Annotated in this window: 23 protein-coding genes and 1 riboswitch; of the genes, 10 read left to right on the forward strand and 13 right to left on the reverse strand. The window is 36.8% G+C overall.

Annotation, left to right across the window (positions count from 1 at the left end; translation table 11 throughout):
* Positions 1 to 70 precede the first annotated feature (70 nt).
* The gene (locus J2772_RS05040) at positions 71 to 721 is read left to right on the forward strand and encodes a hypothetical protein (protein ID WP_245365135.1); all 651 of its coding nucleotides are present in this window, start codon (positions 71 to 73) and stop codon (positions 719 to 721) included.
* A 159-nt stretch (positions 722 to 880) separates the two neighbouring features.
* Here J2772_RS05040 and J2772_RS05045 read toward each other — a convergent pair whose 3' ends face one another.
* From J2772_RS05045 to tsaE, 8 genes are all read right to left on the reverse strand, one after another.
* Positions 881 to 1,402, reverse strand: a complete 522-nt coding sequence (locus J2772_RS05045; RefSeq protein WP_245365137.1) for a hypothetical protein — start codon at positions 1,400 to 1,402, stop codon at positions 881 to 883.
* Between the two features lie 44 nt (positions 1,403 to 1,446).
* The gene (locus tag J2772_RS05050; RefSeq protein WP_209913911.1) at positions 1,447 to 1,923 is read right to left on the reverse strand and encodes a hypothetical protein; all 477 of its coding nucleotides are present in this window, start codon (positions 1,921 to 1,923) and stop codon (positions 1,447 to 1,449) included.
* 93 nt (positions 1,924 to 2,016) lie between these two features.
* Positions 2,017 to 4,299 carry a cation:proton antiporter gene (locus J2772_RS05055; protein WP_410494386.1) on the reverse strand — a complete coding sequence of 761 codons (2,283 nt, stop codon included), beginning with the start codon at positions 4,297 to 4,299 and terminating at the stop codon, positions 2,017 to 2,019.
* Positions 4,300 to 4,672: 373 nt separating this feature from the next.
* On the reverse strand, positions 4,673 to 5,383 hold the full coding sequence (locus J2772_RS05060) for a LytR/AlgR family response regulator transcription factor (RefSeq protein ID WP_209913913.1): 711 nt from the start codon (positions 5,381 to 5,383) through the stop codon (positions 4,673 to 4,675).
* Positions 5,358 to 6,131, reverse strand: coding sequence for a sensor histidine kinase (locus tag J2772_RS05065; RefSeq protein WP_209913915.1), 774 nt, complete (start codon positions 6,129 to 6,131; stop codon positions 5,358 to 5,360). The genes J2772_RS05060 and J2772_RS05065 overlap by 26 nt, the downstream gene beginning before the upstream one ends.
* A gap of 17 nt (positions 6,132 to 6,148) precedes the next feature.
* Positions 6,149 to 6,520: a DUF4258 domain-containing protein gene (locus J2772_RS05070; RefSeq protein ID WP_209913917.1), complete on the reverse strand. Its 372-nt coding sequence runs from the start codon at positions 6,518 to 6,520 to the stop codon at positions 6,149 to 6,151.
* Entirely contained in the window at positions 6,521 to 7,711 is a 1,191-nt protein-coding gene (locus tag J2772_RS05075; RefSeq protein ID WP_209913919.1) for an alanine dehydrogenase, read from the reverse strand.
* 68 nt (positions 7,712 to 7,779) lie between these two features.
* Positions 7,780 to 8,187 (reverse strand): tRNA (adenosine(37)-N6)-threonylcarbamoyltransferase complex ATPase subunit type 1 TsaE, encoded by a 408-nt coding sequence (tsaE, locus tag J2772_RS05080; protein ID WP_209913921.1) that lies wholly within the window; start codon positions 8,185 to 8,187, stop codon positions 7,780 to 7,782.
* Between the two features lie 228 nt (positions 8,188 to 8,415).
* Here tsaE and dnaG point away from each other — a divergent pair, with 228 nt between their 5' ends.
* Positions 8,416 to 10,401 (forward strand): DNA primase, encoded by a 1,986-nt coding sequence (dnaG, locus tag J2772_RS05085; RefSeq protein ID WP_209913922.1) that lies wholly within the window; start codon positions 8,416 to 8,418, stop codon positions 10,399 to 10,401.
* A 111-nt stretch (positions 10,402 to 10,512) separates the two neighbouring features.
* Complete coding sequence (clpP, locus tag J2772_RS05090) at positions 10,513 to 11,196, forward strand: ATP-dependent Clp endopeptidase proteolytic subunit ClpP (RefSeq protein ID WP_089732822.1); 684 nt, start codon at positions 10,513 to 10,515, stop codon at positions 11,194 to 11,196.
* A 202-nt stretch (positions 11,197 to 11,398) separates the two neighbouring features.
* On the opposite strand, the gene J2772_RS05095 is transcribed toward clpP, so the two are convergent.
* A complete protein-coding gene (locus tag J2772_RS05095) occupies positions 11,399 to 12,514 on the reverse strand; it encodes a T9SS type A sorting domain-containing protein (RefSeq protein WP_209913924.1) in 1,116 nt (371 codons plus the stop codon).
* Positions 12,515 to 12,579: 65 nt separating this feature from the next.
* Positions 12,580 to 12,778, reverse strand: a riboswitch (cobalamin riboswitch).
* 258 nt (positions 12,779 to 13,036) lie between these two features.
* Between J2772_RS05095 and J2772_RS05100 the strand changes: the two genes are divergently transcribed.
* Positions 13,037 to 14,305: an esterase-like activity of phytase family protein gene (locus tag J2772_RS05100; protein ID WP_209913926.1), complete on the forward strand. Its 1,269-nt coding sequence runs from the start codon at positions 13,037 to 13,039 to the stop codon at positions 14,303 to 14,305.
* Positions 14,306 to 14,581: 276 nt separating this feature from the next.
* On the opposite strand, the gene tpiA is transcribed toward J2772_RS05100, so the two are convergent.
* From tpiA to J2772_RS05120, 4 genes are all read right to left on the reverse strand, one after another.
* Positions 14,582 to 15,340, reverse strand: a complete 759-nt coding sequence (gene tpiA, locus J2772_RS05105; RefSeq protein ID WP_209913928.1) for a triose-phosphate isomerase — start codon at positions 15,338 to 15,340, stop codon at positions 14,582 to 14,584.
* Positions 15,341 to 15,494: 154 nt separating this feature from the next.
* Positions 15,495 to 15,842 (reverse strand): TerB family tellurite resistance protein, encoded by a 348-nt coding sequence (locus J2772_RS05110; RefSeq protein ID WP_209913930.1) that lies wholly within the window; start codon positions 15,840 to 15,842, stop codon positions 15,495 to 15,497.
* Positions 15,843 to 15,955: 113 nt separating this feature from the next.
* Positions 15,956 to 17,065 carry a BT_3928 family protein gene (locus tag J2772_RS05115; protein WP_209913932.1) on the reverse strand — a complete coding sequence of 370 codons (1,110 nt, stop codon included), beginning with the start codon at positions 17,063 to 17,065 and terminating at the stop codon, positions 15,956 to 15,958.
* 1 nt (position 17,066) lies between these two features.
* Positions 17,067 to 17,633, reverse strand: a complete 567-nt coding sequence (locus J2772_RS05120; protein WP_209913934.1) for a DUF1599 domain-containing protein — start codon at positions 17,631 to 17,633, stop codon at positions 17,067 to 17,069.
* 316 nt (positions 17,634 to 17,949) lie between these two features.
* Here J2772_RS05120 and folP point away from each other — a divergent pair, with 316 nt between their 5' ends.
* From folP to ilvC, 6 genes are all read left to right on the forward strand, one after another.
* On the forward strand, positions 17,950 to 18,720 hold the full coding sequence (gene folP / locus J2772_RS05125) for a dihydropteroate synthase (RefSeq protein ID WP_209913935.1): 771 nt from the start codon (positions 17,950 to 17,952) through the stop codon (positions 18,718 to 18,720).
* 365 nt (positions 18,721 to 19,085) lie between these two features.
* Positions 19,086 to 19,958 carry a branched-chain-amino-acid transaminase gene (ilvE, locus tag J2772_RS05130; RefSeq protein WP_209913937.1) on the forward strand — a complete coding sequence of 291 codons (873 nt, stop codon included), beginning with the start codon at positions 19,086 to 19,088 and terminating at the stop codon, positions 19,956 to 19,958.
* Positions 19,959 to 20,137: 179 nt separating this feature from the next.
* Positions 20,138 to 21,814 (forward strand): dihydroxy-acid dehydratase, encoded by a 1,677-nt coding sequence (gene ilvD, locus J2772_RS05135; RefSeq protein ID WP_209913940.1) that lies wholly within the window; start codon positions 20,138 to 20,140, stop codon positions 21,812 to 21,814.
* An 11-nt stretch (positions 21,815 to 21,825) separates the two neighbouring features.
* Positions 21,826 to 23,550 (forward strand): biosynthetic-type acetolactate synthase large subunit, encoded by a 1,725-nt coding sequence (ilvB, locus tag J2772_RS05140; protein ID WP_209913943.1) that lies wholly within the window; start codon positions 21,826 to 21,828, stop codon positions 23,548 to 23,550.
* An 11-nt stretch (positions 23,551 to 23,561) separates the two neighbouring features.
* Positions 23,562 to 23,843 carry an ACT domain-containing protein gene (locus tag J2772_RS05145; RefSeq protein WP_209913946.1) on the forward strand — a complete coding sequence of 94 codons (282 nt, stop codon included), beginning with the start codon at positions 23,562 to 23,564 and terminating at the stop codon, positions 23,841 to 23,843.
* Positions 23,844 to 24,103: 260 nt separating this feature from the next.
* A complete protein-coding gene (gene ilvC, locus J2772_RS05150) occupies positions 24,104 to 25,150 on the forward strand; it encodes a ketol-acid reductoisomerase (RefSeq protein WP_209913949.1) in 1,047 nt (348 codons plus the stop codon).
* Positions 25,151 to 25,153 lie beyond the last annotated feature (3 nt).

The following is a 25,153-nucleotide window of genomic DNA, read 5'->3' on the forward strand; positions in this document are numbered from 1 at the left end:
GATTTAGTAATTTTGTGAAAGATGAATCTAATGATGCCGGATAGAAACCATAACCTTTACATATAATGATATGAAGAATAAATATTTACAAAGCTTCCTGATAGTCCTGCTAACCTTCCATTTGGGGTACGCAGAAATATTTCTCCATACATCGCCGGATTCTTCCTTAAAAAAAGAAGATACCATAAGAATTAAGGAAAGTCTTCATGAAGAAGATATTGAAGCCAATGAATACCTGAAAGACCGGTTAAAACCCATTCAGGCTAATTTTAAAAGGATCAATTCTATTACCCAATGGACAGGTATTAAAAAGAAAGATATTGAAGGCGAGTCTGCGGAAGGCGGAGAAGCTACCTATTACTATAAAAACAAGCGCCTGGAAAAGATTATGGCCAGACATTATGGAGAAATGGGACAAGTTCTGATTGAATATTATCTGCTCAACGGAAAGTTATCCTTTGTTTTTGAAAAAGATTATGAATACAATCGTCCGCTATTCTATGATGCAAAAGCAATGAAAGAAAATAATGATACGGAAGCTTTTGATTTTGAAAAATCGGAGATTACAGAAACCCGGAATTATTTTGAAAAAGGAACCCTGATCCATATTGTAAACAGTCAGGATTGTGGGGCGCCATTCAGCGGAAGTTATATGGCTGAAGAGGAGAAAAGTATACTGGATGCCTTTGCAAGACTTATAAAACTGGAGAAAGGAAAATAAAAGTTTTCATTTTACTATATAGGCACAAATGATTCATTTTTTATTTTGAAAATCGTAGATTTTCAAAAACTTAAGTGCTCTTCTTAAGCATGAAGTCTTCAACTTAAAAACCTCAAGTGTTTAAAACCTTTTGCGACTTTTGTGGTTTAAAAATGAAGTTTATTTCATCTCTTTAATAAGGTTAAGGCGTTCCTCCACCTCTTTGATCCTACTGATCCAATAATTAATACCCTCCTGATTTGTCACCGTTTTCTTAAAAGCATCACGGTTCACTGCCCATAGCTTAGAGCCATTTTGTTGATATTCAATTTCACGTTCTCTTTTCGTTTCCGGTTCTATGCGGTATCTCCAATACACCAGCGAGTGCATATATTCTGCGCGGATTTTTTCAAGGTAACCGATAATAGCCTTCCGATCTTGCGGAATATATCCCGGTCCGGAACAGCCACAGGAATGAAAAGTAATTCCTACAGTATATAAATCCCTGATATGTGCCCATTGTTTATGATCATTCTTTGCCGGTGATTCAAAGTCAAGTCCCATATTGGCCATAAGGTTCCCACATTCTGGGCATTTGGCTTCTACAGAAACCTGTGCATCTCTGTCTACATCTTTTAAAACACGACGTTTGAAGGTTTTCTGACAGTTGAAACAAGCATAGTGACATTTATAAACCATCATGGCATATCGACACATAGGATAATCTTTGTTTTTATAGTTATTAATTATTTTTTCTCTTCATAGCTGATTCCCATAAAACTGCTGGCACTTCGAGGATCATAAACCGACCAGACACTTCCCCAGGGAAAAATGAAAGTACAGCTTGGGTAAGGTGTTTTCTTTTTCCGGGTTGGAGGCATTCCCAATATCAAAGTCAGAAATTTATTATTTCGGTAAAATACCTGCATTTCCTTTTCTTCCGTCCATTCATTCCAGTCTTTGGCATCAGTGCTTTCCCATGTATTCATGTGCATGCTGTGCAGCTGATCTCCCAAAAAGCAGAGACTCAAGGAAAGTTGATGGCTTTCAATGTCTATAGCTTTGAAATAATACAAAAAATATCCGGTTTTTACATCCCACATATTATGATACTTTTCTATATAAAAATCAGTCTGTTTCAGCTGATTCAGCGGCATTCCCTTGTACAATTGAGTGCTGAAATCTTCCAGTTTCAAGCCTCCATTTTCATTGTTAACCAGCATATTCAAAAAAATGAAGCTATAAATATACCCGTTTTTTCTTTACAGACAACGAATAATATTTACAGCTTCCAGTAGAAATAGAAAATATCGGTGTTACGGATTTGATATAATTAATGTTGAAGGAATATCAGAGAGCCAAAGACTCTTCGTATCGATCAGATTTTTCCAGCTTTTGCTGCTGATGAGCATCAGATCCTGAGAATTCAGGAATTCTTTTTCAATTTTTTTCTCGTTATACAAAGTGATGTGATTAGGAGCCACCTGTTCAATGCTTCGGATCAGTTCTTTCACCTCGATATTGTTACGGATTTGTCCTGCAGCATCAAGAATGATGATCTGAGAATTATTATTGTTAATTAGTCTTTTGGCATATTCAAGAAGATAGAAATCACTCAAATTGAAGATCGGAACAAATACCTTATCCGCAGCAGTGAAGTCTTTCTCCACCAATACACCTACAGGAATATTGGTTTTATCCAGGATCTGTAGCGTAAAGTCGTCAAAAGGAGAGTTATTGAAGATATTACCCTTGCCTTTTACTGTATTCAAAAGCTTTTCAGGGTTAATAATCTTGGTGGTAAAACCGAGTAGTCTTCCTAATAAACTTCCTTCATACATAGACTTTCCAAGCATAATAAGCAGAAGGTCATAATGTCCTTTATTGGTAATGCTGGTCAAGTCATTTTCTATATCGGTAGAGGCTTTAAAAAGGGTAGTGACCTCCAAATTCAATTCATGTGATTTTTCGATGACATTCTGAAACTGAGACTCTTCATATTCATCCATATCATAAGCATGCAGTTCGTCAACAGGAGCAATATTCATGGCTGTAATGCTTTTATTGCCATTCATTTTATGGGTGAAATCATGAGCCAGTTTTAATAAGGTACTTCCGGATTCCGGTTTGTCAAAGGATAATAATACCCTATATTTTGAATCGTTGGCAGGATCAAGAGGTTCATTTTCATCTTTTTTTGATTTAAAAATAAAATTAATGAAGTCTAGAGCCGGACCTGTCATAAAAGTGGTAAACAAGGCCATAATAACAAGCATTGCAAAGATTTCAGGGCCTAATACACCAAGATCATATCCAATGTTCAGAACAATAAGCTCCATTAAACCTCTGGTATTCATCAGAGCACCTATGGTTAAGCTTTCTTTCCAGTTTATTCCGACAAATTTAGCCGTGAGTGCACTTCCTGCAAATTTTCCAATAACAGCCGTTAAAATAATAAATCCGGCCGTCATCCAAAGGTGGCTGTCATTCAGTAAGCCGATTTGAGTACGAAGTCCTGTGAAAACAAAGAATAATGGAAGAAGAAGCACCAATGCCACATCCTCTACTTTATCGATAAATAACGTACGGAACTTGGTGTTTTCCGGCATAATCGCTCCGGCCATAAATGCTCCGAATAAAGCGTGAATTCCTATAACTTCAGTCACATATGATGATAAGATTAAAGTCAGGAAGAAAATGGCTACCATCGGTTTGCTGATGGTGTTTTTACCAGCCTGAAGATCTCCAATTCTTTTGAGGAATGGTCTTACGATTTTAATCATCAGAAGAACATAGGCAATAGCCATGATAATAACATAAATGGAGCTTGTAAAAGAACCCGCCTTTACAATAGCAATCACAGCCGCAAGAATACACCATGCAGTAATATCATCTGCTGCGGCACAGGTAATAACAATAGTTCCAAGCTTGGTTTTTTGTAAATTTCTTTCCTGAACAATCCTTGCCAATACCGGGAAGGCCGTAATACTCATAGAAATGGCAATAAATAAAGCAAAAGAGGTAAACTGTATCCCCCCAGGTGCAAATTCCTGATAGATAAAATAAGATAAACCAATTCCGAGTGCAAAAGGGATAATGATACTGGCATGGCTGATGACTACTGCATCATGGGCTTTCTTTCTTAAAACGCTAAGATCCAGTTCCATTCCCACAATGTACATGAATAGAATTAATCCTATCTGGCTCAGAAACTGTAAGTTTCCTAATGATTCTTTTGGAAAAAGAAATGCTGAAAATTCAGGAAAATACATTCCCAAAAGCGATGGTCCCAAAACAATCCCTGCAATCATTTCTCCGATTACAGAAGGTTGTTTGATCTTCATACAGAACCATCCGAAAAGCCTTGCAGTAAGGATAATGGTAACAATCTGTGCTAATAATAATGCTAATGGATGATGAAGATTTGTTTTAAATGATTCCTGAAAGTTATCCCAGGTAGATCCGGTGCTTGTTTTAGTGACAATATTCTCCTTAATCTCTAACGTTTGTCCTTCAATAATGAAGAAGTACATCAGACAGGAAAAGACTGCTATGGTAGTGATGTAGAAAATTAAATTTCTGTATTTCCCCAAATTCATGATTCCTTTATTTTGATGCAAAGTTGATAAGAATAAACTGAGATTAAAATAGTTTGTTTTTAAAATGTAATGAATACGGTAAAAAATGTAATAAAAATCTTAGTATTGAAATAAAGTTTTTAAATGTTCTTTTGTCTTGAAACAAAAGAACGAAAAATTCAAGACTTGGAAACTTCCGCTAAAAATGAAATCTGTTCTCTAAAAACTCTAAACTCGTGCGGTAGCTAAGTATTTTTATTATCAACATTTGTCCCGCACTCAGACAATAGAGTTTTCTTAACGTTCACAGATATCATTTTTTTAACGCTCCAGTTTCCTAGGTCGCTCAAAAAGTCATCTGATTAAATCTAGTTTATGGAATGAATTTTAGAAACTATTTTGTAAACAACTCCATTAATGAATTTTTGTAAGCATCACCAATCTGAAGCTTAAGAAAGTGATCGTCTTCTGAAGGAATAGTAGTGATAATTTCGTTGGTACCCAATACTTTGATAGAAGATAATGCAATGATTTCTTTTTTATTGACCTGTGCAAAATCCTTAGCCGGAAGCATTTCCAGAAGGTTTTTAAAATTAAGATTCTTTAAAACAATGGTGGTTCCGTCATGGAGAATAATATCCTTATCCCGGCTATCAATCTCAGATGTTTTGATATAAGCAATTTGTTCCGTTAAAATAACCGTTTTACCAATATTGCTATTCCATTCGATAAAGGTTTTCTTCTGAATCGTGTTGATTTGTTCTTTAGCCTTTTCAAAAGCCTGAATAAGACGTTCTTTTTTAATCGGTTTTCTTACATAATCCACCACATTGAGGTCAAATGCTTCTGCTGCATATTCTTTGTAGGCAGTGGTGAAGATAATTTTTTTGGAACCGGAGATGATTTCCGCAACCTGAAGTCCTGTCATACCCGGCATTTCAATATCTAAAATGCATAGGTTGCAGTCAAGGGAATCAATTTCGTTCAGGAAGATTTTAGGATCATTAAATGCTTTTACTACTTCTACGTCCTCAATCTGTTCGCATAGAAGTTTCAAATAGCTGATGGCTAATAATTCATCATCCAGAATAACGCATTTTATCATAGAATTCTCCTAAATTGATTTTTAATTCTGCAGTGAAGATACCGTTTTTTGAACTTTTTTCCAGATGATAATGGGTATTGTAGATCATTTTTAATCTCTGATCCAAAGACTGGCTTCCAAAACCGCTTTTTTCTTTTTCCAGACTATTCTTTAAGGAAGCTTTATTGCTTACTTTCATAGTGAATACTCTGTTTTCCAATTCCATAAAAATAGAGATAAAGGAATCCTGGGCCAGAAAATCTGTGTGCTTAAAAGCATTTTCAATAAGATCAACAGAAATAAGAGGAGCGAAAACCTTTTCTTCATATACCGAATCCGATTTATTGATCTTAAATTTAATTCTGAAGTCGAAGAGAGGGTTCACTTTAATTTTATTGATCTCAATAAGGCTTAAAGCGAAGTTTAATTCCTCTTTTGGGCTTACATATTTATTGTTGCTTTCGTATAAAATATAATCCAGAACATTCGCCAGTTTATCCAGAGACATATAGGTTTGGTAAGCATGAGACTGAACGGAATTAAGGATGTTTTTAAACAGATGCGGATTCAGTTTGGTCCCAATATGTTCTAAACGAACTTCATTCAGCCTTTGCTCAATGATTTTATTGGATTCTGAAAGTTTTGTATTTCTCTGAGTCAGCTTTTGATTTTTACTGAAGAGATAGATACTTGCAGCCAGAAAAAGGAAAATGGCAAAAACTCCGATGAAAATCAGATAATCATGAATCATGTAGTAATTGCCTTCCATAAAGTAAATTATTGAAACTATTTAAGCTTCTTAAGGCTGTTTACGGTCAATGTTTCTTCACACTTTTCAAAAGTGATCTCGTAAGACGGATTTTTTTCAGGATAGGTGATAAGATACTCCGGACATGGTTTCTTTTGAGCATGGCTTTTGTCAAAATCTACTTTTCCGTTGGTAATGATGCTGTCTTTTACAAACTTTTCATCAATCTTGTAAGTGCTCATTGCTGTTTTAGCCTCTTCAGAATATTTGAATTCTTTAGAAAGAGATTCGGCGATCACTCGGCTGTTGGGTAAATAACCGCTGCAGCTTGCGCCTTTTTTGTTTAATATAAAAAATACGAGAAGTAGACCCGGAACGAAGCCTATTGCATAAAATTTAAGTTTTTTCATTTAGAAAATTAAAAGATTGATATCGTGGTACGTAAGTCCGAAACGGTCACAGATGATCTTTTTGGTATGTCTTCCCTTGTACATATATAAGCTCTGCTTCATTTCATTTTTTCGGATCAGCATGTTTTCAAAGCCGCCCTCTTCGTCATAATTTAAAATATAGGAAAGGAAGAAGTTCGAGATAGCCTTTGTAGTGGTTCTCGGCATTCTTGAAGTAAGGTTAGGAAGTCCGCAGTGGATAACACCGTGCTTGATGATATAAGGATCTTCCATAGTGGTCAGTTCAGACGTTTCAATCACCTTACCGTTGTCTATCGTAATATCGATGATGACACTGCCTTTTTTCATGTTCATGACCATATCTTCAGTGACAATAGGCGTCATATTTAATCTTGGAAGTGCTCCAATCACTACATCAGCGCGTCTTAAACTTTTGCTGAACTCCTTAGGATCGATGATGGAAGTCGGTACACGGCTGTCTACCATTGTGTGAAGCCTTCTTAATTTTGATAATGAGTTGTCGAAAACCTTTACACTCGCGCCTAAACCAATAGCTGCCTTTGTCGCAAATTCACCTACAATTCCGGCTCCTAAAATAACTACTTCAGCAGGTCTTACTCCTGTAATTCCCCCAAGCATTAAACCGTTGGACAGCGCTAATAATTCTGAAGCATATAAAATAGAAACGGTTCCTGCAATTTCACCGATTAATCTTACCAATGAAAGCTGCTTGTATTCATCTACGATAAATTCAAAGGCAATAGCATTTATTTTTTTCTCTGCAAGTTTAAGGAAATACTCCTTGTCTCTAAGGTTGATCTGAAGTGCTGAAACCATATAAGTATTAGGCTTCATATAATCAATTTCATCCAGGGTAGGAGGGTTGATTTTCAGAATCAGATCCTGCCCGAAGGCTTCCTTCGGATCATTGGTGATTTTTGCCCCTGATTCAGAATATTGTAAATCTGTAAAAAATGACCCTTGTCCGGCGCCTGATTCTACAATGATCTCATGGCCGTGCTCTACCAATACCTGTACAGCGTCAGGACTAATGCAGGTTCTCCTTTCGTTAAGACAGGTTTCCTTAGGAATTCCAATGCTGAACTGTTTTCCTTTCTTTATAACCTCCAATTTTTCCTCTTTCGGCATCAATTCTTCTTCTGTGAAAGGAGTAAAAATATTTGTACTCATCCTTAAATTAAATTATGTCTTACAGATTGTTATTTTACACTCAATTAATAAGCAAAGATACATAATATTTACTCGAATGAAACTTCTCTGTTTTCACCTGTATTCACAATGCTCATTGTGTGATAGTTGAGCCCGTAGAGCTCTTCTTCGTACACTTCCGGCCACTCAATGATGCATAAAAAAGAGTTGTCAAGGTATTCTTCAATTCCAATATCATATACTTCTTCAATGTTTTTTAAGCGGTAAAGATCAAAATGAAATACTTTTCCTTTCGAAGTCGTATATTCATTAACAATAGAATAAGTTGGAGAACTTACTTCATCATTACTTCCTAGATTTTTAAGCAAAAACTGAGAGAAAGTAGTCTTTCCTGCACCCAGATTTCCCTTCAATAAAAGGATATTATGTTTTAATTTAGGAAGAATGCTGTTAACAACTTCCTGCCAGTCTTCGATTGTGTGTATAGTAAACTGCATAGGCTGATTTGTCTGCAAAAATAATGAAATAAGTTTTAGAGTGGGAGAGTTAAGAAGAAGTTTTAGAATTGTGAAATAGCCGGAAAAAGGTTGTCAAAATTTTATAAACCATTTATAACTCGAACTTATGAACGTTAATCCTTTTTGATGCTCAAATTCTATGATTTAAAGTTTATGAACTTTTTACATACTTCATAAACTTTTGCATAAAATACCTAATTTTGCAGCATGATTTCCAAGCAGACCATAGATAAAATATTCTCCACAATCAGGGTAGAAGAGATTGTAGGTGAATATGTGCAGTTGAAAAGAGCAGGGTCTAACTTTAAAGGACTCAGTCCTTTTCATGAAGAAAAGTCTCCAAGTTTTGTTGTTTCACCAAGTAAGCAGATCTGGAAAGATTTCTCTACCGGAAAAGGAGGAACAGCCATCTCTTTCCTGATGGAAATTGAAAACTTTACTTATCCCGAGGCACTTCGCCACGCAGCTAAGAAATACGGAATTGAAATTGAGGAAGATCTGCGTGAAATTTCTGAGGAAGCCAAACATGCCCAGACGGAAAAAGATCTGCTGTATAAAATTCATGAAGTTGCCAATACTTATTTTCAGGAAATCCTTTGGGATAACAAAGAGGGAAGAAGTATAGGATTATCCTACTTTAAAGAAAGAGAGCTTAAAGATGATATTATTAATAAGTTCCAGCTTGGATATTCTCCTGAACAAAAGAATGCATTTACAGCTTATGCTTTAGAAAAAGGATATACTAAAGAGATTCTTGAAAAATCGGGACTTTCTATTTTCCCGGAAAACACTCCGGCGGGAGTTGACAGATTCCGTGAAAGGGTTATTTTCCCAATTCATAGTTTCTCAGGTAGAGTACTTGGTTTTGGAGCAAGGATTCTTAAAAGTAATGTCAAAACGGCAAAATATCTCAACTCGCCGGAAACCGAGATTTACCATAAATCCAATGTTCTTTACGGATTAAACCAAAGTAAACAGGCTATTTCAAGAAAGAACGGCTGTCTTTTGGTGGAAGGGTATATGGATGTGATTTCCCTTCACATGTCAGGTATTGAAAACGTTGTAGCGAGTTCAGGAACTTCCCTTACCACTGAGCAAATCAAGTTGATTAAGAGACTTACGGAAAATGTAACAATTCTTTTCGATGGTGATAATGCCGGTATTAAAGCCAGTTTCCGAAGTATTGATATGTTGCTGACCGAAGGAATGAACATCCGCGTTTTGCTTTTCCCTGATGGGGATGACCCGGATTCTTTTGCCAGAAAACATCCACAGGAATATGTAGAAAAGTACATTGAAAATGAAGCGATGGATTTCATCGACTTTAAAGCGGAAATTCTGTTGAGAGATGTAGGAAATGATCCTATCAAAAAAGCGGAGGCGATTCGTGATATTGTAAAATCGGTTTCCTTTGTACAGAATGCGTTGAAAAGGGAAGTTTATCTGAAGGAAGTTTCCAATAAATTCGGACTTTCCGAGCAGAGTCTTTTCAATGAGTTGGATGTTCAGAAGCAAATTACCCAGAATCAAACCCATCATGTTCAGCAGCAACAGAAAGAAAAAGCTGCTCCAAAGCTGGAGATTGTTCCTCTGGATAAAGAAAAAGAAGATCCTTTCCTGTTTGAAGTATTGTTTATGGAGAATAAGCTTATTGAACACATGTTGGCGTTTGGAGATATTGTCCTGAAAAGGAGAAATGAAAATAATGAAGAATATCAGATCACCGTCATTGAAGAAATTCTGCATCATTTTGAAGAAGAACAGTATACATTTTTAGTCAAAGGAAATGAGATCATTATCCATCAGGTGAAAGAGGGAATTCAGAAAGATGAATTGAGAAGTGGAAACTTTTTTGTATCTTTTATGGACGAAGAAATTACCACAAAGGTTGTAGATGCACTGATTCCTTTGGATGAATTGGAAAACTGGGCTTCCAGAAATATTTATCCCCCGAATTATGGTGATAAGGTTGCAGATCAGATCACAGGTGACGTTTTGCTGCATAAATACAGATATATTGATTATCTGATTACAGAAACTGCTAAAGAACTGGATCAATACAGCAGCACTGATGAAGTAAAATATTATGAGCTCATCAAAAAAATCACCTTATTGAAACAGGCTTCCATCAGACTAAGTAATATCATTGAGTATTCTCCGATCAAAGGAATTTATATAGATAGAAAAAGATAGTTTAAAGACAAAAGGATTCCTGATTCTGTGACAAAAAGTCTTATAAAATTTTAGGAATAAATATTGTAATTTAAACTTTGCAAATATTTTTAAATAATACATAATATAAATATGGACATTAAAAAAGAATTCAGAGATTTCTCTGTAAAACATTTAGGAAACAACGGTTTGGCTACCGATCAGTATATGGGAATGTATGGCCCAACGAACTTAACTCCGTACATCATGGAAGAAAGAAGATTAAACGTTGCTCAGATGGACGTTTTCTCCCGTCTGATGATGGACAGAATTATCTTCCTTGGAACAGGAATAGATGATCAGGTAGCGAATATCGTTACAGCTCAGCTTTTATTCTTAGAAAGTGCAGATCCGTCTAAAGATATTCAGATCTATATCAACTCTCCTGGTGGAAGTGTATATGCAGGATTAGGTATTTATGACACCATGCAGATCATTAAGCCGGATGTAGCTACAATCTGTACAGGTATGGCGGCTTCAATGGGCGCAGTATTATTGGTTGCCGGAGAAAAAGGAAAACGTTCTGCACTTAAGCATTCAAGAGTAATGATTCACCAGCCTTCAGGAGGTGCTCAGGGAGTAGCTTCTGATATGGAGATCAACTTAAGAGAAATGTTGAAATTGAAGCAGGAGCTTTATGACATTATCGCTCACCATTCAGGACAGACTTACGAGTGGGTAGAAAAATCTTCCGACAGAGATTACTGGATGACTTCAGAAGAAGCGAAAAGTTTCGGAATGGTAGATGAGGTTCTTCAAAGAGCAGAAAAAAAATAATTGATTGTATAATCATATCGAAAAACGCATCCAAATCGGATGCGTTTTTTGTTTTAGCCATGAATGAACGAATTGTATTGGAACATCATGACAAAGTAAGTAGCATGAGGAAAGTTACAATTGAAGACCTAATAATTCCCCTGCGATGGGGGCGTCGAAAATTCAAAGAATTTTTGACGGGGTGGTTCAATAATTCCCCTCTCTACTTCTTCACAATCTTATGCACCGTGGAACCATTATTAGTCTTAATCTCCATCCAATATACACCAGCATTTAAAGATTTAACATTGATCTTCGTTGCATGGGAAGTCATTACTTTCTGTCCTAATGAAGAATACATATTGACTTCTATGATATTCTCAGGACTTTCAATCTGAATAAAATCACTCGTTGGATTAGGATAAATATTGAATAATGCTCTCTTATTTATTGTGGCAACAGACAATGTAGCGTTACTTGCTTCAGTAGGAGTGAAAGGTTTTCTGTCTCCAAAGCTTAATCCAAACCATGTATTGTTACTCAATTGGATTTGGCTCAGATCCGCCTTTTTCTGCCAGCTGGAAAGATCTTTTCCGGTGTATAATTTCCAGTTTTCCGCTCCGGAGTTGTTTCCGGTAAAGGTATTTAACGACAAATTGGAAATCTGATTGTTGCTGGAAGTGAAATTGAAATAAGGAGCTTGAGATTGGATAAGCTGTAAGGCCTGTTCTGCTGTTATAGTGCCATTATATTGAATTCCAAAAACAAAAGAGTTGGCATTACCATTAGAATTATGGGTTCCAAAATCTACAACAACAAGACTTCTGTTGTTTCCTGTTCCAATCCAATGGGTAATTTGAGATGAGGTGTACCATTGAGAACTATAAGCTGGTACTGGAGTGGATGGTGGGGTATCCATTTCATCAATACCATAGGTAATACCAAACCATAACCCGTCTGTTAAAGCAGTATAACCTACACCATTATTTTGATTAGACATGTTCCCGGCATTGGGACCAGTCCAGGTAATCCAGTAATCATCTGTACTTGGAGTATGGTGATTATAGGTAAAACTGTACAGAAATCCTGAAGGAATGTCAGCCTCTATTTTAGGTTCTGCCGCCACAATAGCGTTAATCATGTCTTCTGCCATTAAATTATCACCATCAAAGCGAAACCCCCATGCATAAGATGCAGGTGTATTACTGTCATTGAAATCGGCAATGAAATAAGCCTTTTTAGAACCGGTTCCTACCCAAAACTTAATGTCGTTTTCTGTGAATTGGGCAAAGAAAAACTGCGTACAAAGCAGTAAGAAAAAAAAATAGATTTTTCTCATGATATAATTAAATTAAAGTTTTATTCCCGAAACTTATGTATTAACAGGATTATCTTTAATCCTGAAATGTAAAGTGTGTTCAAGGCAGGTCTCCTGGCTCGCATCCTATAGCCAACCTTCCCGGAATGTTGATCCAGTGGTTCATTTTATAATAGCTATAGGTAAAAAACAGCTTACAGTTGCGGGTACAGCTCAAGATTTGAATGATATTCTCACTTGATTCCCTATTGTGAACAGTGTTCAACCTTAAAAACGATGCAAATATATCATATAATTTTTTGATGTCTGTTTTGTGAATTATATAGCCTGTTCTAGCAATTCTTAAGGCTAAATCGGGTTTTGTGATAATGGATTTAATTGATTGGTAATGAATTGTGTTTTTGGTTTTTATTTTCAGAGTTCAATGAGGTATTTTGTTGTTTATACTGAATTCATCTCAGGGTTCTATTGTTAAAATAGAATTATCATTGCATTCAAGATCAGTTTATAATCAATTTATACTTTCGCGCCATAAAAGTTAATATGAAAAAATTACTATTATCTGCTTTGGTGCTATCTGTAGTATGGTCATGCAGCAAAGATGATTACAACAATATAAATAATCAGGATATTAATTACTCTAAACTTCCTCAGGAGTTTCCTTTTTCGACGCTGGCAACAGTGAACGGAGTGGATGTAATTAATGGCGGATTCGGTTCCGGAGCGGCTGCTCATCCTACAAGAAAAGGAGAGTTTTATGTTATTACAGACCGTGGCCCGAATACAGATTACAAGAGCGGGAAAAAGTTTTTAGCACCCAATTTTACTCCTACCATTATGCATTTTAAAATTAATGCTGAAGGAAAGGTGGAAGTCATTAAATATATTAAACTTAAAAATCCATCCGGACAGCCTATTACAGGACTTCCAAACCCTATTGGAATGGGAAGTACAGGTGAAGTGGCTTATGATGCAGCAGGAAATGAACTGGGTACGGATAAATATGGATTAGACAGTGAAAGTATTGTGGCAGCACCTGATGGTACATTCTGGGTTTCCGATGAATACGGCCCACATATCGTTCACTACAATGCCGATGGAGTAGAGTTGGAAAGAATAAGCCCAATTGGTGTAAATACAGGAACAAGAAAGTTACCTGCTGTTTTAGCCAAAAGAAGAGCAAACAGAGGAATGGAAGGACTTTGTATGACTCCAGATGGAAAAACGTTGGTAGGAACAATGCAATCAATGATGCTTGTTCCGTCAAAAGCTCTGGCAACGAATACAACCTTAACGAGAATTGTAACTTTTGATATTAATACCGGGCAAACGAAACAATATCTGTATAAACAAGATGGTGGTGCTTCTGACTCGGTTTGTGATATTACAGCATTAGGGAATAATGAATTCCTTGTGATTGAAAGAGATGGTAATTTCGGAACACAGGGCGGAATTAAAAAGGTATACAGAATCAACCTAAGTGATGCAACGGATGTAACCGGAACTGACCTGGCAGCCGTAGACGGAATGAAGGTGAACGGAAAATCCTTGGAACAGTGCACTTGGGATGAGCTTACCAATGCAGGAATTAAACCTGTTTCTAAAAAATTAGCCGTAGACTTGGTTGCAAAACTGGGCTATGAACATGATAAGTTTGAGGGAATTGTTTATTTAGGAAATAATAAACTGGCTGTTTTCAATGATGATGACTTTGGTGTGGTGGATGACGGAAACGGAAATCCTAAGGCAAAAATTTTGCCTAAAACGGGTAAGGTTGATAAAGGAACTATGTATATAGTCGATATTCAATAATTAGATTTTTTTTAACGGAAAGCGGCGGAATTTATTCCGCCGTTTTTTATTGTATGCCCATTCATGGAATTATTCAATAGAAATGGCTTCAGCCTGTTTAAAGAATAAGAGCAATTTTCCGTTGGCTTTAACTCAAACCTATAATAAACCCTCTGAACAATTACTTCCAGAGGGTTCTTTTTATAATCTTGGTCATTGCGTAAGAATTTAAACTATAATGTAGAGATTCTTCCTTCGTCAGAATGACAAATTATATGTTTATTATTCTTCTTAATACTAATTAAAACCCTCAATAATTTTAGAGAAATCCTCTAATTTCAAAGCAGCACCTCCAATCAGACCACCGTCAATATCAGGTTGAGAGAAGATTTCCTTAGCATTATCCGGCTTCACAGAACCTCCGTAAAGGATAGAAACCTCATCTGCTACTTCCTGACCGTATTTAGCGGCAATGATGCTTCTGATGTGTGCGTGAATTTCCTGAGCCTGCTCAGGTGTAGCAGTTTCTCCTGTTCCAATAGCCCAAACCGGTTCGTAAGCAATTACTACTTTTTTGATCTCTTCAGCAGAAAGCGTGAAAAGAGCAACTTCAGTCTGGTTCTTTACCACTTCAAAGTGCTGTCCAGCCTTTCTTTGCTCAAGAGTTTCCCCGTTGCAATAGATTGGAATAAGACCTTTATCTAAAGCTAATTTTACTTTTCTGTTACAGTGAGAATCTGTTTCACCGTGGTATTGTCTTCTTTCAGAGTGCCCAATTAATGAACCCGTTGCGTCGATAGACTCCAGCATATCAGCAGAGATTTCTCCTGTGTAGGCGCCGCTTTCGTGCTCGCTCATATCCTGAGAGAATACTCCGATTTCATCCTTTTCAAAGATGTCTTTAGCCATCATTAAGTATAAAGATGGTGGAGCGATCCAAACTTCACAGTTGGTAGCATTATTGTTTTTATAGCTTAGTAACTGAATCATCAATTGTTGTGCATCAATTACATTTTTGTTCATTTTCCAGTTGCCTGCAACTATTTTTCTTCTCATAAGATTTATATTGATTTATTTTACTTTTTAATTAAACTCACTTTTTGAATCTGCATTATCTGCAAAATCTGCGAGAGCCTTATTGATTAATTCCTTCTAAATTTATCAATGTTAGATGTTATATCCTTGATCAATTTTTTTGATTTGAGGATGATTACAATCCCCATAAATTTTTCAGAAGGATATAGAAAGTATGTTCTTCTTCTGTTACCTTATTATCTGCTTTGATCAATGATTTTGCAAACTGAACAAACTTTAGTCGCTCATCTTCTGTAGAATCATCAAGGAAACATCTTCCATGAAATTCAAAGTGATCTTTCCATTCTTCAGGCTGTAAAAGAGCTAATGTATCAAGTTCATTATCAAGGTTCATTCTGAATGGAAACTCATCTGCCAGATATTGTTGTACCAGCATTCCTTCCTCAGGAGCAAACTCTCCGTCTACAGAAGAAAGGATCATTAATAAGTGGTAACCGGCGATAGATTTATTTGATTTTTGCATAAATTTTAAAATTAAGTTTAGTGTTTAAAGTTACAGCCTTTACAAGCTTGATTTTTTAGTCATTATTTCTGAAATTCATGATTGACTTGCAAAGCAGAATTGACTATTCATGTTTATTTTACATAATCCTTTGCAGGCTGTTTGTCAACTATTTTTCCGTTTTGAAGAATCAGTACAAAAGGGTTGCTTCTGGCGATAGTTTTAATGGCTGTACCGTCCATCATAGCATTTTTAATGGTTTTAAAAGTATTCTGGTCTGTAGAAACACCATAGAGAAGGGCTCCTTTCTGTGCATTTACTTTAGCCTCTACTTTTTTAAGAAGTTCAGCAGAAATCTCTTTCGGATGATAAGAAAATACTAAAATAGCTTTTGGAGCTTTGATGATTTCATCCGTAAGTTCCATTCCTGTAGGATCTTCAATCTTGAATTTTACAATCTCAGATTTATATCCTTCTTTCACAAGAACAGATTCATTTTTTCCTTCTTCAATTTTCCATGGTGAACCTTCTGCCCAGTATTTTGTTTCCTTGATGTAATCATCCTGATTCACCTTTAAAACTTCACCTGTTTTTTGATTTTTCAGTGAATAAAAAGTCTTGTATTCAGATGGATTTTTATTGATCTTTTCTTTCTCTTCTTTAATGTCTGTTCCTATTTTGTAATCACGGAAATCGATGACCGGTTCATGCATAATTCCCTGAGCCATAATATAGATCATCACCAGAGAAAATGCCGCAAAAATATAATATTTGAACTTACCTGTTGCTTGTTTTCTAGTGCTGCCATACTCATCTGTTTTACGGAAATCTTTTTTGTACAGTACAAACAGAATGATCAATCCTACAAGAAGTGCCACATCTTTAAAGAAACTCTGCCAAGGTGTAAATTTAATAGCATCTCCGAAGCAGCCACAATCTGTAACCACATTGAAATAGGCAGAATAGAATGTAAGGAAACCAAAGAACACACAAAGTGCAATTAAGGCTGATAAGGTAAATTTAAGCTTCATTTTCAGCAGCAGCATAAATCCTAAGAAAAGCTCCAGCACAACAACGATAATTGAAAACAGCAGGGCAAATTTTTCAAAAAACGGCATATTGAAGACTGCAGGTGAAAAATATTCCTCCATTTTAAAGGAGAATCCTACTAAATCCACAGCTTTTACAAAGCCTGAAAGGATAAAAATGACAGCGATAATAAAGCGTAATAAACCTTTGATCATATTAAATAGTTTTGGGTTCGAATTGGTTTTTTTGTTCTGAGAATTTAATCAGGCAGAAAACGGCATAATTCAGCATATCGAAATAATTAGCGTCAAGACCTTCAGATACGATGGTTTTTCCCTGGTTATCTTCAATCTGCTTGGTTCTTAATACTTTCTGGTAAATTAGATCTGTAATCGAGGAGATTCTCATATCCCTCCATGCTTCACCATAATCATGGTTTTTTCTTTCCATTAAAGCCTGTGCCTCATTGGAATATTTGTCATACAGACTTAAAATTTCTTCCTTATTTTCATTAAAATCATTGGAAAGTCCTTTTTCAAGCTGAATAAGTCCAATGATAGAGTAATTGACAATTGCGATAAATTCATCTTCCTCACTTTCATCCACCATTTTTACATCAGTCATTTGCAGCGTACGGATTCTATTGACTTTAATATAAATCTGATCCGTAATGGAACTTGGCCTTAAAACCCTCCACGCCGGTCCGTAATCCTGTAACTTTTTACTGAAAAGATCACGACACTGACTGATAATTTTCTCGAACTGTACTGATGTTTTTGACATATAATTTCTTAATCTTCCAAATATACGAATTCGGTTTTGTTTATGAAATGAGTTTGATTTGAATTATGTTTGAGAATTTAACGGTTTTAGAGTGGGAGCGTATTAGGGTTGGAGCGCATATGAGAATACAATATACGCCGGAAATTTGCTTCTTTTTTTTCTGATTCTCTGGTTTTCCATTCCCGTACAAATCACTAATTTTGCAGTATTATAAATCATTCATCACTTATCATTCATCAATCTCATGCTCTCTAACTCTCAAACATACTCTATCAACTGCAACGGCAGGCTTGTGCAACTGGACACCCCAAAGATTATGGGAATCCTCAATCTTACTCCGGATTCGTTTTCAGATGGAGGTAAATTTAACGATGAAAAACTGGCATTAGAGCATGCTGAAAAACTACTGAAAGAAGGAGCGGAAATTCTGGATATAGGCCCGCAGTCTACCCGTCCAAATGCTGAATTTTTGACCAGTAAAGAGGAGATTAAAAGAATTGGAAATGTGATTTCTAAGATCAAAAAAGAATTTCCGGAAGCGTTGATTTCTTTAGATACTTTCTATGCTGAAACAGTAAGGGTTGGATTCAATGAAGGGATAGATATGATTAATGATATTTCTGGAGGACAATATGATGAAAAAATGTTTGATACAGCTGCAGAAACAAGGCTCCCGTACATTTTAATGCATGTCAATCCGTCTTATGAAACAATGCATGATAAGATTAAGTTTGAAGATATAACGTTGGAAGTAAACCAATATTTTTCTGAAAAGACCAATGAACTGTTACAAAAAGGAGTGAAAGATATCATTTTGGACCCTGGTTTTGGATTTGGAAAAGCAGTAGAAGATCAGATGAAAATGATTAATGAGGTTGAATATCTTGGATTTGGAAAACTTCCTTTGCTTATCGGGATTTCAAGGAAATCATTTATCTATAAACCACTTGGGAAATCTCCGCTTAATATCACTGAAGAAACACAGAAATTACACATAAAAGTGCTGGAGCAGGGAGCGAAAATTTTAAGAGTTCATGATGTGGCTGAAACCAAAGAAACGGTTAATCATTTTTTACGAAAAAAATAAAAAGTATTAAAAAAGCTTGTGAGTTTTTAAAAAGTTTATACATTTGCAATATGAATTTTACGAATCAGAAAAATATTATTGTCATTTCTATTGCAGCTGTTGTCATTTACAACAGTCAGGAAACGGCATTTTAAAATAGATTTTTATTTAAATTATATATAAGCCGTTTCATTTTTGAAGCGGTTTTTTTGTTTTAATTTTTTAGAGTACAATTATGTATCAGTTATTCGCAGTAATTATTATCGTCATTATTATTCCCTTACGTGTGTGAGACGGAAGATGTATGACTGTACATATATTGAGCCCTCTCACACTGTGAGAGGGCTTTTTTTATTCCCATTTCTTAAATTTTAACCCACTATAACATGTATTACAACGACGACACAGTCATCTATTTTGATGGAAACTTCATGAAAGCCAAAGACGCAGGAACTAATCTTTACGGACAGTCCCTTCACTACGGATATTCGGTTTTTGAAGGAATTAAATCTTACCGTACAGCCCATGGAACAAGGATTTTTAAAGCCAAAGAACACTACGAAAGATTGAAGAGATCCGCAGAACTGATGCATATTCCCTTCGAATATTCAGTAGATCAGCTTACAGAACTTACTTATGAACTATTGGAGCTGAATGGCTTTACAGATGCTTATATCCGTCCTCTGGTAACCTGTTCGCCCAATATGTCCCTTTCAAAAGGTAAAGAATCTTACCTGTCTTTATTAGCATGGGAGTGGAGTAATGGCTATCTGGCAGATAAAATGAAGATCATGACTTCAGGCTTTCAGCGCCCTAATCCGAAAGCTTTTAAAGTAGAAGCCAAAGTCGGTGGACATTATGTGAACTCCATTCTGGCTTGTCAGGATGCAAAAGATAAAGGATATGACGAAGCTTTAGTTCTGGATGAAAATGGAAATGTTGCAGAAAGCTCGGGAGCCAATGTTTTTTTCGAAAAAGACGGAACCTTATTTACTCCGGCAAAAGGAAGTATTCTTCCCGGTATCACCAGACAGACTGTTTTTGAAATATGTGATGAACTGAATATTCCCGTTAAAGAAACCTTCTTTAAACCCGAGGAAATGAGAGGCACGGATGCCGCATTTTTCTGCGGTACAGCAGCCGAAATCGTTGCTCTGGATTCTTTGGACGATATTCCTTTCACCAAACAATGGGAAGATACAGCAAGTGAAAAGGTACAACAGGCGTATTCAAAATTAGTGAGAGTTCTGTCATTGTAAATTTTTAAAATTTAAATTATTGATTATTAATTAGTTATGATTGATTTTTAAATGGTTGGATATTGTATTTTTAGAAAAACTGAGAATTAAAAAAATATTACAAACTGTAGTTTTGAACGAAAATTAAATAAAAAAACAATCATTTAAACAGACTGGAAGAACAACAAACGCAGGAAAATATGTTAAATAAATATTCAAAAACATTCACACAAAACAGTGAACAGCCGGCTGCGAAAGCTATGTTATATGGGATTGGCTTTACAGAAGAGGATATGCAAAAAGCGCAGATCGGGATTGCAAGTATGGGATATGATGGAAATACCTGCAACATGCACCTCAACGATCTGGCCAGAGTGGTCAAAAAAGGAACATGGAATCATGGATTGGCAGGGTTGATCTTTAATACCATTGGGGTAAGTGATGGAATGAGTAACGGAACTGATGGGATGCGCTATTCACTGGTAAGCCGGGATGTGATTGCAGACAGTATTGAAGCCATTTGTGGAGCTCAGTATTATGACGGACTTATTGCTTTGCCTGGCTGCGACAAGAATATGCCGGGAACAATCATTGCGATGGGGAGGCTGAACAGACCTTCATTGATGGTATACGGTGGAACTATTGCTCCTGGATGCTACAAAGGTGAAACTTTGAATATTGTCTCTGCTTTCGAAGCTTTGGGTAAGAAGATTGCGGGGGAAATCTCAGAAGAGGATTTTGATGGAGTAGTCAAGAATTCTTGTCCCGGAGCAGGTGCTTGTGGCGGAATGTATACAGCCAATACGATGGCTTCTGCAATAGAAGCGTTAGGAATGAGCCTTCCCTATTCCTCTTCCAATCCGGCTTTAAGTAAAGAAAAACAAGAGGAATGTCTGGAAGCAGGGAAATACCTGAAGATCCTTCTGGAAAAAGATATCAAACCTTCAGATATCATGACCCGCAAAGCTTTTGAAAATGCACTTCGTCTGATTGTAGTTTTAGGAGGCAGTACCAATGCTGTTCTTCATTTCATAGCAATGGCTAAAAGTGTTGGAGTATCTGTTACTCAGGATGATTTTCAAACAATGAGCGATTGTACTCCTGTGTTGGCAGACCTTAAGCCAAGTGGAAAATACCTGATGCAGGATTTACATGAACACGGAGGAATACCGGCAGTCATGAAATATCTGCTGGAGGAAGGATTGTTACACGGAGATTGCTTAACCGTTACCGGAAAAACATTAGCAGAAAATTTAGAAGATGTTGATTCATTGGATTTTAATACCCAGAAGGTTATAAAACCATTATCAAATCCGGTAAAATCTACGGGTCATTTGAGAATTCTATACGGAAACCTTGCAGAAAAAGGAAGTGTTGCCAAGATAACAGGAAAAGAAGGAGAACGGTTTGTTGGAAAAGCCCGTGTATTTGACGGTGAGAAGAACCTCATCAAAGGAATTGAAGATGGAACCGTACAACAAGGTGATGTGATTGTGATCCGTAATGAAGGACCTAAAGGAGCTCCCGGAATGCCGGAAATGCTAAAACCTACAAGTGCTTTGATTGGTGCAGGGTTGGGAAGCAGTGTTGCTTTGATTACGGATGGTAGATTTAGTGGTGGAACTCATGGATTTGTTGTAGGGCATATCACTCCTGAAGCTCATGAAGGTGGACTGATCGCCTTTGTGGAAGATGATGACCTTATAGAAATAGACGCTGTAAATAATACCATACAGCTAAACGTTTCAGAGGAAGAAATTAAAAAAAGAAAGCAAGGCTGGGAAAAACCCGCTCTAAAAGTTAAGAAAGGATTGCTCTATAAATATGCATTAACTGTATCATCCGCGGCTGAAGGCTGTGTAACGGATGAAATCTAAAATCAAACATCATGAATAATTTACATCAATCAACAGCTACAGAACTGAGCGGAAGCCGGATTATCCTTGAAGCATTTCTTCATGAGGGTGTGAAAACCGTTTTCGGTTATCCCGGTGGGGCTATCATTCCCATTTATGATGCGCTTTATGATTACAAAGATCAGTTGGAGCATATTCTGGTTCGTCATGAGCAGGCAGCGGTACATGCCGCACAAGGATTGGCAAGAGTTTCCGGAAGAGTAGGCGTAGTAATGGCCACAAGTGGTCCGGGCGCAACCAATCTAGTGACAGGATTAGCTGATGCTTTATTGGATAATACGCCATTGGTATGCATTACAGGACAGGTATTTGAACATCTTTTAGGAACAGATGCCTTTCAGGAAATTGATGTTATGAATATCACCAGCCCCGTTACCAAATGGAATTATCAGGTAACAGATGCCAATGAGCTTCCTGAAGTATTAGCTAAAGCATTTTATATTGCAAAATCAGGACGTCCGGGGCCGGTACTTATTGATGTGACTAAAAATGCCCAGTTACAGAAAGTTTCATACAAAGGATATTCTCCGTGTAATTCTTTAAGAAGTTATAAACCGGATCCTGTTCCATTTCTGGAAAATATTGAGCAGGCAGCAGAACTCATTAATCAGGCAGAGCGTCCGTTCATTATTGCGGGACAGGGAATTATACTGGGAAAAGCCGAAAAAGAATTTCTGGAGTTTGCAGAAAAATCCGGAATTCCGGTAGCGTGGACGGTTTTGGGAATGGGCGTTCTTCCTACAGATCATCCACAGGCAGTAGGAATGGTTGGAATGCATGGAAATTACGGTCCCAATATTCTTACTAATCAATGTGACGTTCTGATTGCTGTGGGAATGCGCTTCGATGATCGTGTGACAGGAAGACTGGACCAGTATGCGAAGCAGGCAAAGGTTATTCACTTTGATATTGATCCATCAGAAATCAATAAGAATGTAAAAGCAGATGTTCCGGTTCTTGGAAACTGTAAAGAAACCTTACCGATTCTTACCGCATTGATTCAGGAAGGAGAACATCCGGAATGGCATCAAAGGTTTAAAGACTGCATGGAAGTGGAAAGCATCAACCTCATCAATGAGGAATTATATCCTAGTGAAGAAGAGATTACCATGGGAGAGGTGATCAGATGTCTCAATGAGATGACCAAAGGAAAAGCTGTGATTGTAACGGATGTAGGGCAACATCAGATGGTAACCTGCAGGTATTCCAACTTCCAACACCCACGGACTAATGTTACGAGTGGAGGATTGGGAACAATGGGTTTCTGTCTTCCCGCCGCAATAGGAGCAGCTTATGGAGAACGCAATCTTCCAGTTATTGCAGTAATGGGAGATGGAGGTGCCCAGATGAATATCCAGGAGTTGGGAACAGTGATGCAATACCATCCGGAGGTTAAAATTTTAATACTGAATAACAGCTATCTGGGAATGGTAAGACAGTGGCAGGAGTTATTTCATGAAGAACGATATTCTTTCGTGGATATTCAGAGTCCGGAATTTGTGCAGGTAGCAAGCGGTTATCATATTCCGGGAAGAAAAGTAACCCAGAGAGAAGATTTGAAAGAAGCTCTTGAAGAAATGTTTACTCATAAAGGGGCTTTTCTGCTGGAGGTGATGACAGGAAAAAAACACAATGTATTTCCAATGATTCCCCAGGGAAAAAGTGTTTCAGAAATTGTATTGAATCATAAATCATAAAATCAACAAAAATGAAAACAGAACATAAAGAATATACCATAACAGCCTATACAGAGGATTGTTTTGGACTGATGAGCAGAATCAATGCTATTTTTTCAAGACGGAGGATTTCCATCACTCATTTCAATATGGGACCTTCAGAAACAGAAAATATAAAAAAGTTTGTGATTACCATCAGAGAAACAGAGGAATCTGTTCAGAAGATTACCAGACAAATGGAAAAACAGATAGATGTATTGGAGGTTCATTATCATAAAAATCCATACCTCACAGCAATAGAATACGCTAGCTAAGCATAAAAACAGAACCAGTTATATGAACAGCTGAAATAACACTTAAGATATTTTAAGTCACAAGCTTGATGCATATCAAGTACACTTAAGTTTTTTGAAAATCTTTGATTTTCATCTTATGTGAACTTCTTATTCAGCATTATTTAAACTTACTAAAGTGAACTTAAGTGTTAGAATAAAATCTTTTTTCACTTACTATTTCTTAGAAAGGTAAGTGCTATCAATCAATAGTATAAAACAACAAAATAAAATTATAGAAAATGGCAAAATTAAATTTCGGAGGAGTAGAAGAAAACGTAGTAACAAGAGAAGAATTTCCATTAAAAAAAGCTCAGGAAGTATTAAAAGATGAAGTAGTGGCGGTAATCGGTTATGGAGTACAGGGACCGGGACAGGCATTAAATCAGAAAGATAACGGAATTAATGTGATTGTAGGTCAGAGAAAAAATTCTAAATCCTGGGATAAAGCATTGGCAGACGGTTTTGTACCGGGTGAAACTTTATTCGAAATAGAAGAAGCTTTGGAAAAAGGAACCATCATCTGCTATCTTTTGAGTGATGCCGCACAGATCGAATACTGGCCCAAAGTAAAACAGCATCTTACACCCGGAAAAGCATTGTATTTCTCTCATGGTTTTGGAATTACTTTCAGTGAACGTACCGGAATTGTTCCTCCAGCGGATGTGGATGTTTTCCTTGTAGCTCCGAAAGGCTCAGGAACTTCATTAAGAAGAATGTTTCTTCAGGATAGAGGCTTAAATAGCAGCTTTGCCGTTTATCAGGATGCCACAGGAAAAGCGAGAGAGAGAGTAACTGCACTTGGTATTGCGATAGGGAGTGGATATTTATTTGAAACAGACTTCAAAAAAGAAGTATACAGCGATCTTGCCGGAGAACGAGGAACATTGATGGGAGCGGTACAGGGAATATTTGCAGCACAATATGATGTATTAAGAAAAAATGGGCACAGCCCCTCAGAGGCATTTAACGAAACTGTAGAAGAACTTACCCAATCTTTGATGCCATTGGTTGCAGAAAACGGAATGGACTGGATGTATGCCAACTGTAGCACAACTGCTCAAAGAGGAGCTTTAGACTGGTGGAAACGTTTCAGAGATGCAACTTCTCCTTTATTTGAAGAATTGTATGACAATGTTGCTAAAGGAAATGAAGCTCAAAGATCCATCGACAGTAACAGTAAACCTGATTACAGAGAAAAACTGGAAGTTGAATTAACCGAATTAAGAGAAAGCGAAATGTGGAAAGCAGGAAAAACGGTGCGTAGCCTGAGACCTGAAAATAATTAATAA

This window comes from Chryseobacterium jejuense (assembly GCF_017877355.1).
GTDB classification, from domain to species: Bacteria; Bacteroidota; Bacteroidia; order Flavobacteriales; family Weeksellaceae; genus Chryseobacterium; species Chryseobacterium jejuense_A.

What these genes read in the sequence shown, in the direction of transcription:
- dnaG (WP_209913922.1), top strand. Translation starts at nt 8,416, where the DNA reads ATGATTTCCAAGCAGACCATAGATAAAATATTCTCCACAATCAGGGTA.
- J2772_RS05055 (WP_410494386.1), bottom strand. Translation starts at nt 4,299, where the DNA reads ATGAATTTGGGGAAATACAGAAATTTAATTTTCTACATCACTACCATA.
- J2772_RS05115 (WP_209913932.1), bottom strand. Translation starts at nt 17,065, where the DNA reads ATGATCAAAGGTTTATTACGCTTTATTATCGCTGTCATTTTTATCCTT.
- J2772_RS05065 (WP_209913915.1), bottom strand. Translation starts at nt 6,131, where the DNA reads ATGGAAGGCAATTACTACATGATTCATGATTATCTGATTTTCATCGGA.
- J2772_RS05120 (WP_209913934.1), bottom strand. Translation starts at nt 17,633, where the DNA reads ATGTCAAAAACATCAGTACAGTTCGAGAAAATTATCAGTCAGTGTCGT.
- tpiA (WP_209913928.1), bottom strand. Translation starts at nt 15,340, where the DNA reads ATGAGAAGAAAAATAGTTGCAGGCAACTGGAAAATGAACAAAAATGTA.
- J2772_RS05095 (WP_209913924.1), bottom strand. Translation starts at nt 12,514, where the DNA reads ATGAGAAAAATCTATTTTTTTTTCTTACTGCTTTGTACGCAGTTTTTC.
- J2772_RS05050 (WP_209913911.1), bottom strand. Translation starts at nt 1,923, where the DNA reads ATGCTGGTTAACAATGAAAATGGAGGCTTGAAACTGGAAGATTTCAGC.
- folP (WP_209913935.1), top strand. Translation starts at nt 17,950, where the DNA reads ATGGGAATCCTCAATCTTACTCCGGATTCGTTTTCAGATGGAGGTAAA.
- tsaE (WP_209913921.1), bottom strand. Translation starts at nt 8,187, where the DNA reads ATGCAGTTTACTATACACACAATCGAAGACTGGCAGGAAGTTGTTAAC.
- ilvE (WP_209913937.1), top strand. Translation starts at nt 19,086, where the DNA reads ATGTATTACAACGACGACACAGTCATCTATTTTGATGGAAACTTCATG.
- J2772_RS05145 (WP_209913946.1), top strand. Translation starts at nt 23,562, where the DNA reads ATGAAAACAGAACATAAAGAATATACCATAACAGCCTATACAGAGGAT.
- ilvD (WP_209913940.1), top strand. Translation starts at nt 20,138, where the DNA reads ATGTTAAATAAATATTCAAAAACATTCACACAAAACAGTGAACAGCCG.
- ilvC (WP_209913949.1), top strand. Translation starts at nt 24,104, where the DNA reads ATGGCAAAATTAAATTTCGGAGGAGTAGAAGAAAACGTAGTAACAAGA.
- J2772_RS05100 (WP_209913926.1), top strand. Translation starts at nt 13,037, where the DNA reads ATGAAAAAATTACTATTATCTGCTTTGGTGCTATCTGTAGTATGGTCA.
- J2772_RS05075 (WP_209913919.1), bottom strand. Translation starts at nt 7,711, where the DNA reads ATGAGTACAAATATTTTTACTCCTTTCACAGAAGAAGAATTGATGCCG.
- J2772_RS05070 (WP_209913917.1), bottom strand. Translation starts at nt 6,520, where the DNA reads ATGAAAAAACTTAAATTTTATGCAATAGGCTTCGTTCCGGGTCTACTT.
- J2772_RS05060 (WP_209913913.1), bottom strand. Translation starts at nt 5,383, where the DNA reads ATGATAAAATGCGTTATTCTGGATGATGAATTATTAGCCATCAGCTAT.
- ilvB (WP_209913943.1), top strand. Translation starts at nt 21,826, where the DNA reads ATGAATAATTTACATCAATCAACAGCTACAGAACTGAGCGGAAGCCGG.
- J2772_RS05110 (WP_209913930.1), bottom strand. Translation starts at nt 15,842, where the DNA reads ATGCAAAAATCAAATAAATCTATCGCCGGTTACCACTTATTAATGATC.
- clpP (WP_089732822.1), top strand. Translation starts at nt 10,513, where the DNA reads ATGGACATTAAAAAAGAATTCAGAGATTTCTCTGTAAAACATTTAGGA.
- J2772_RS05045 (WP_245365137.1), bottom strand. Translation starts at nt 1,402, where the DNA reads ATGATGGTTTATAAATGTCACTATGCTTGTTTCAACTGTCAGAAAACC.
- J2772_RS05040 (WP_245365135.1), top strand. Translation starts at nt 71, where the DNA reads ATGAAGAATAAATATTTACAAAGCTTCCTGATAGTCCTGCTAACCTTC.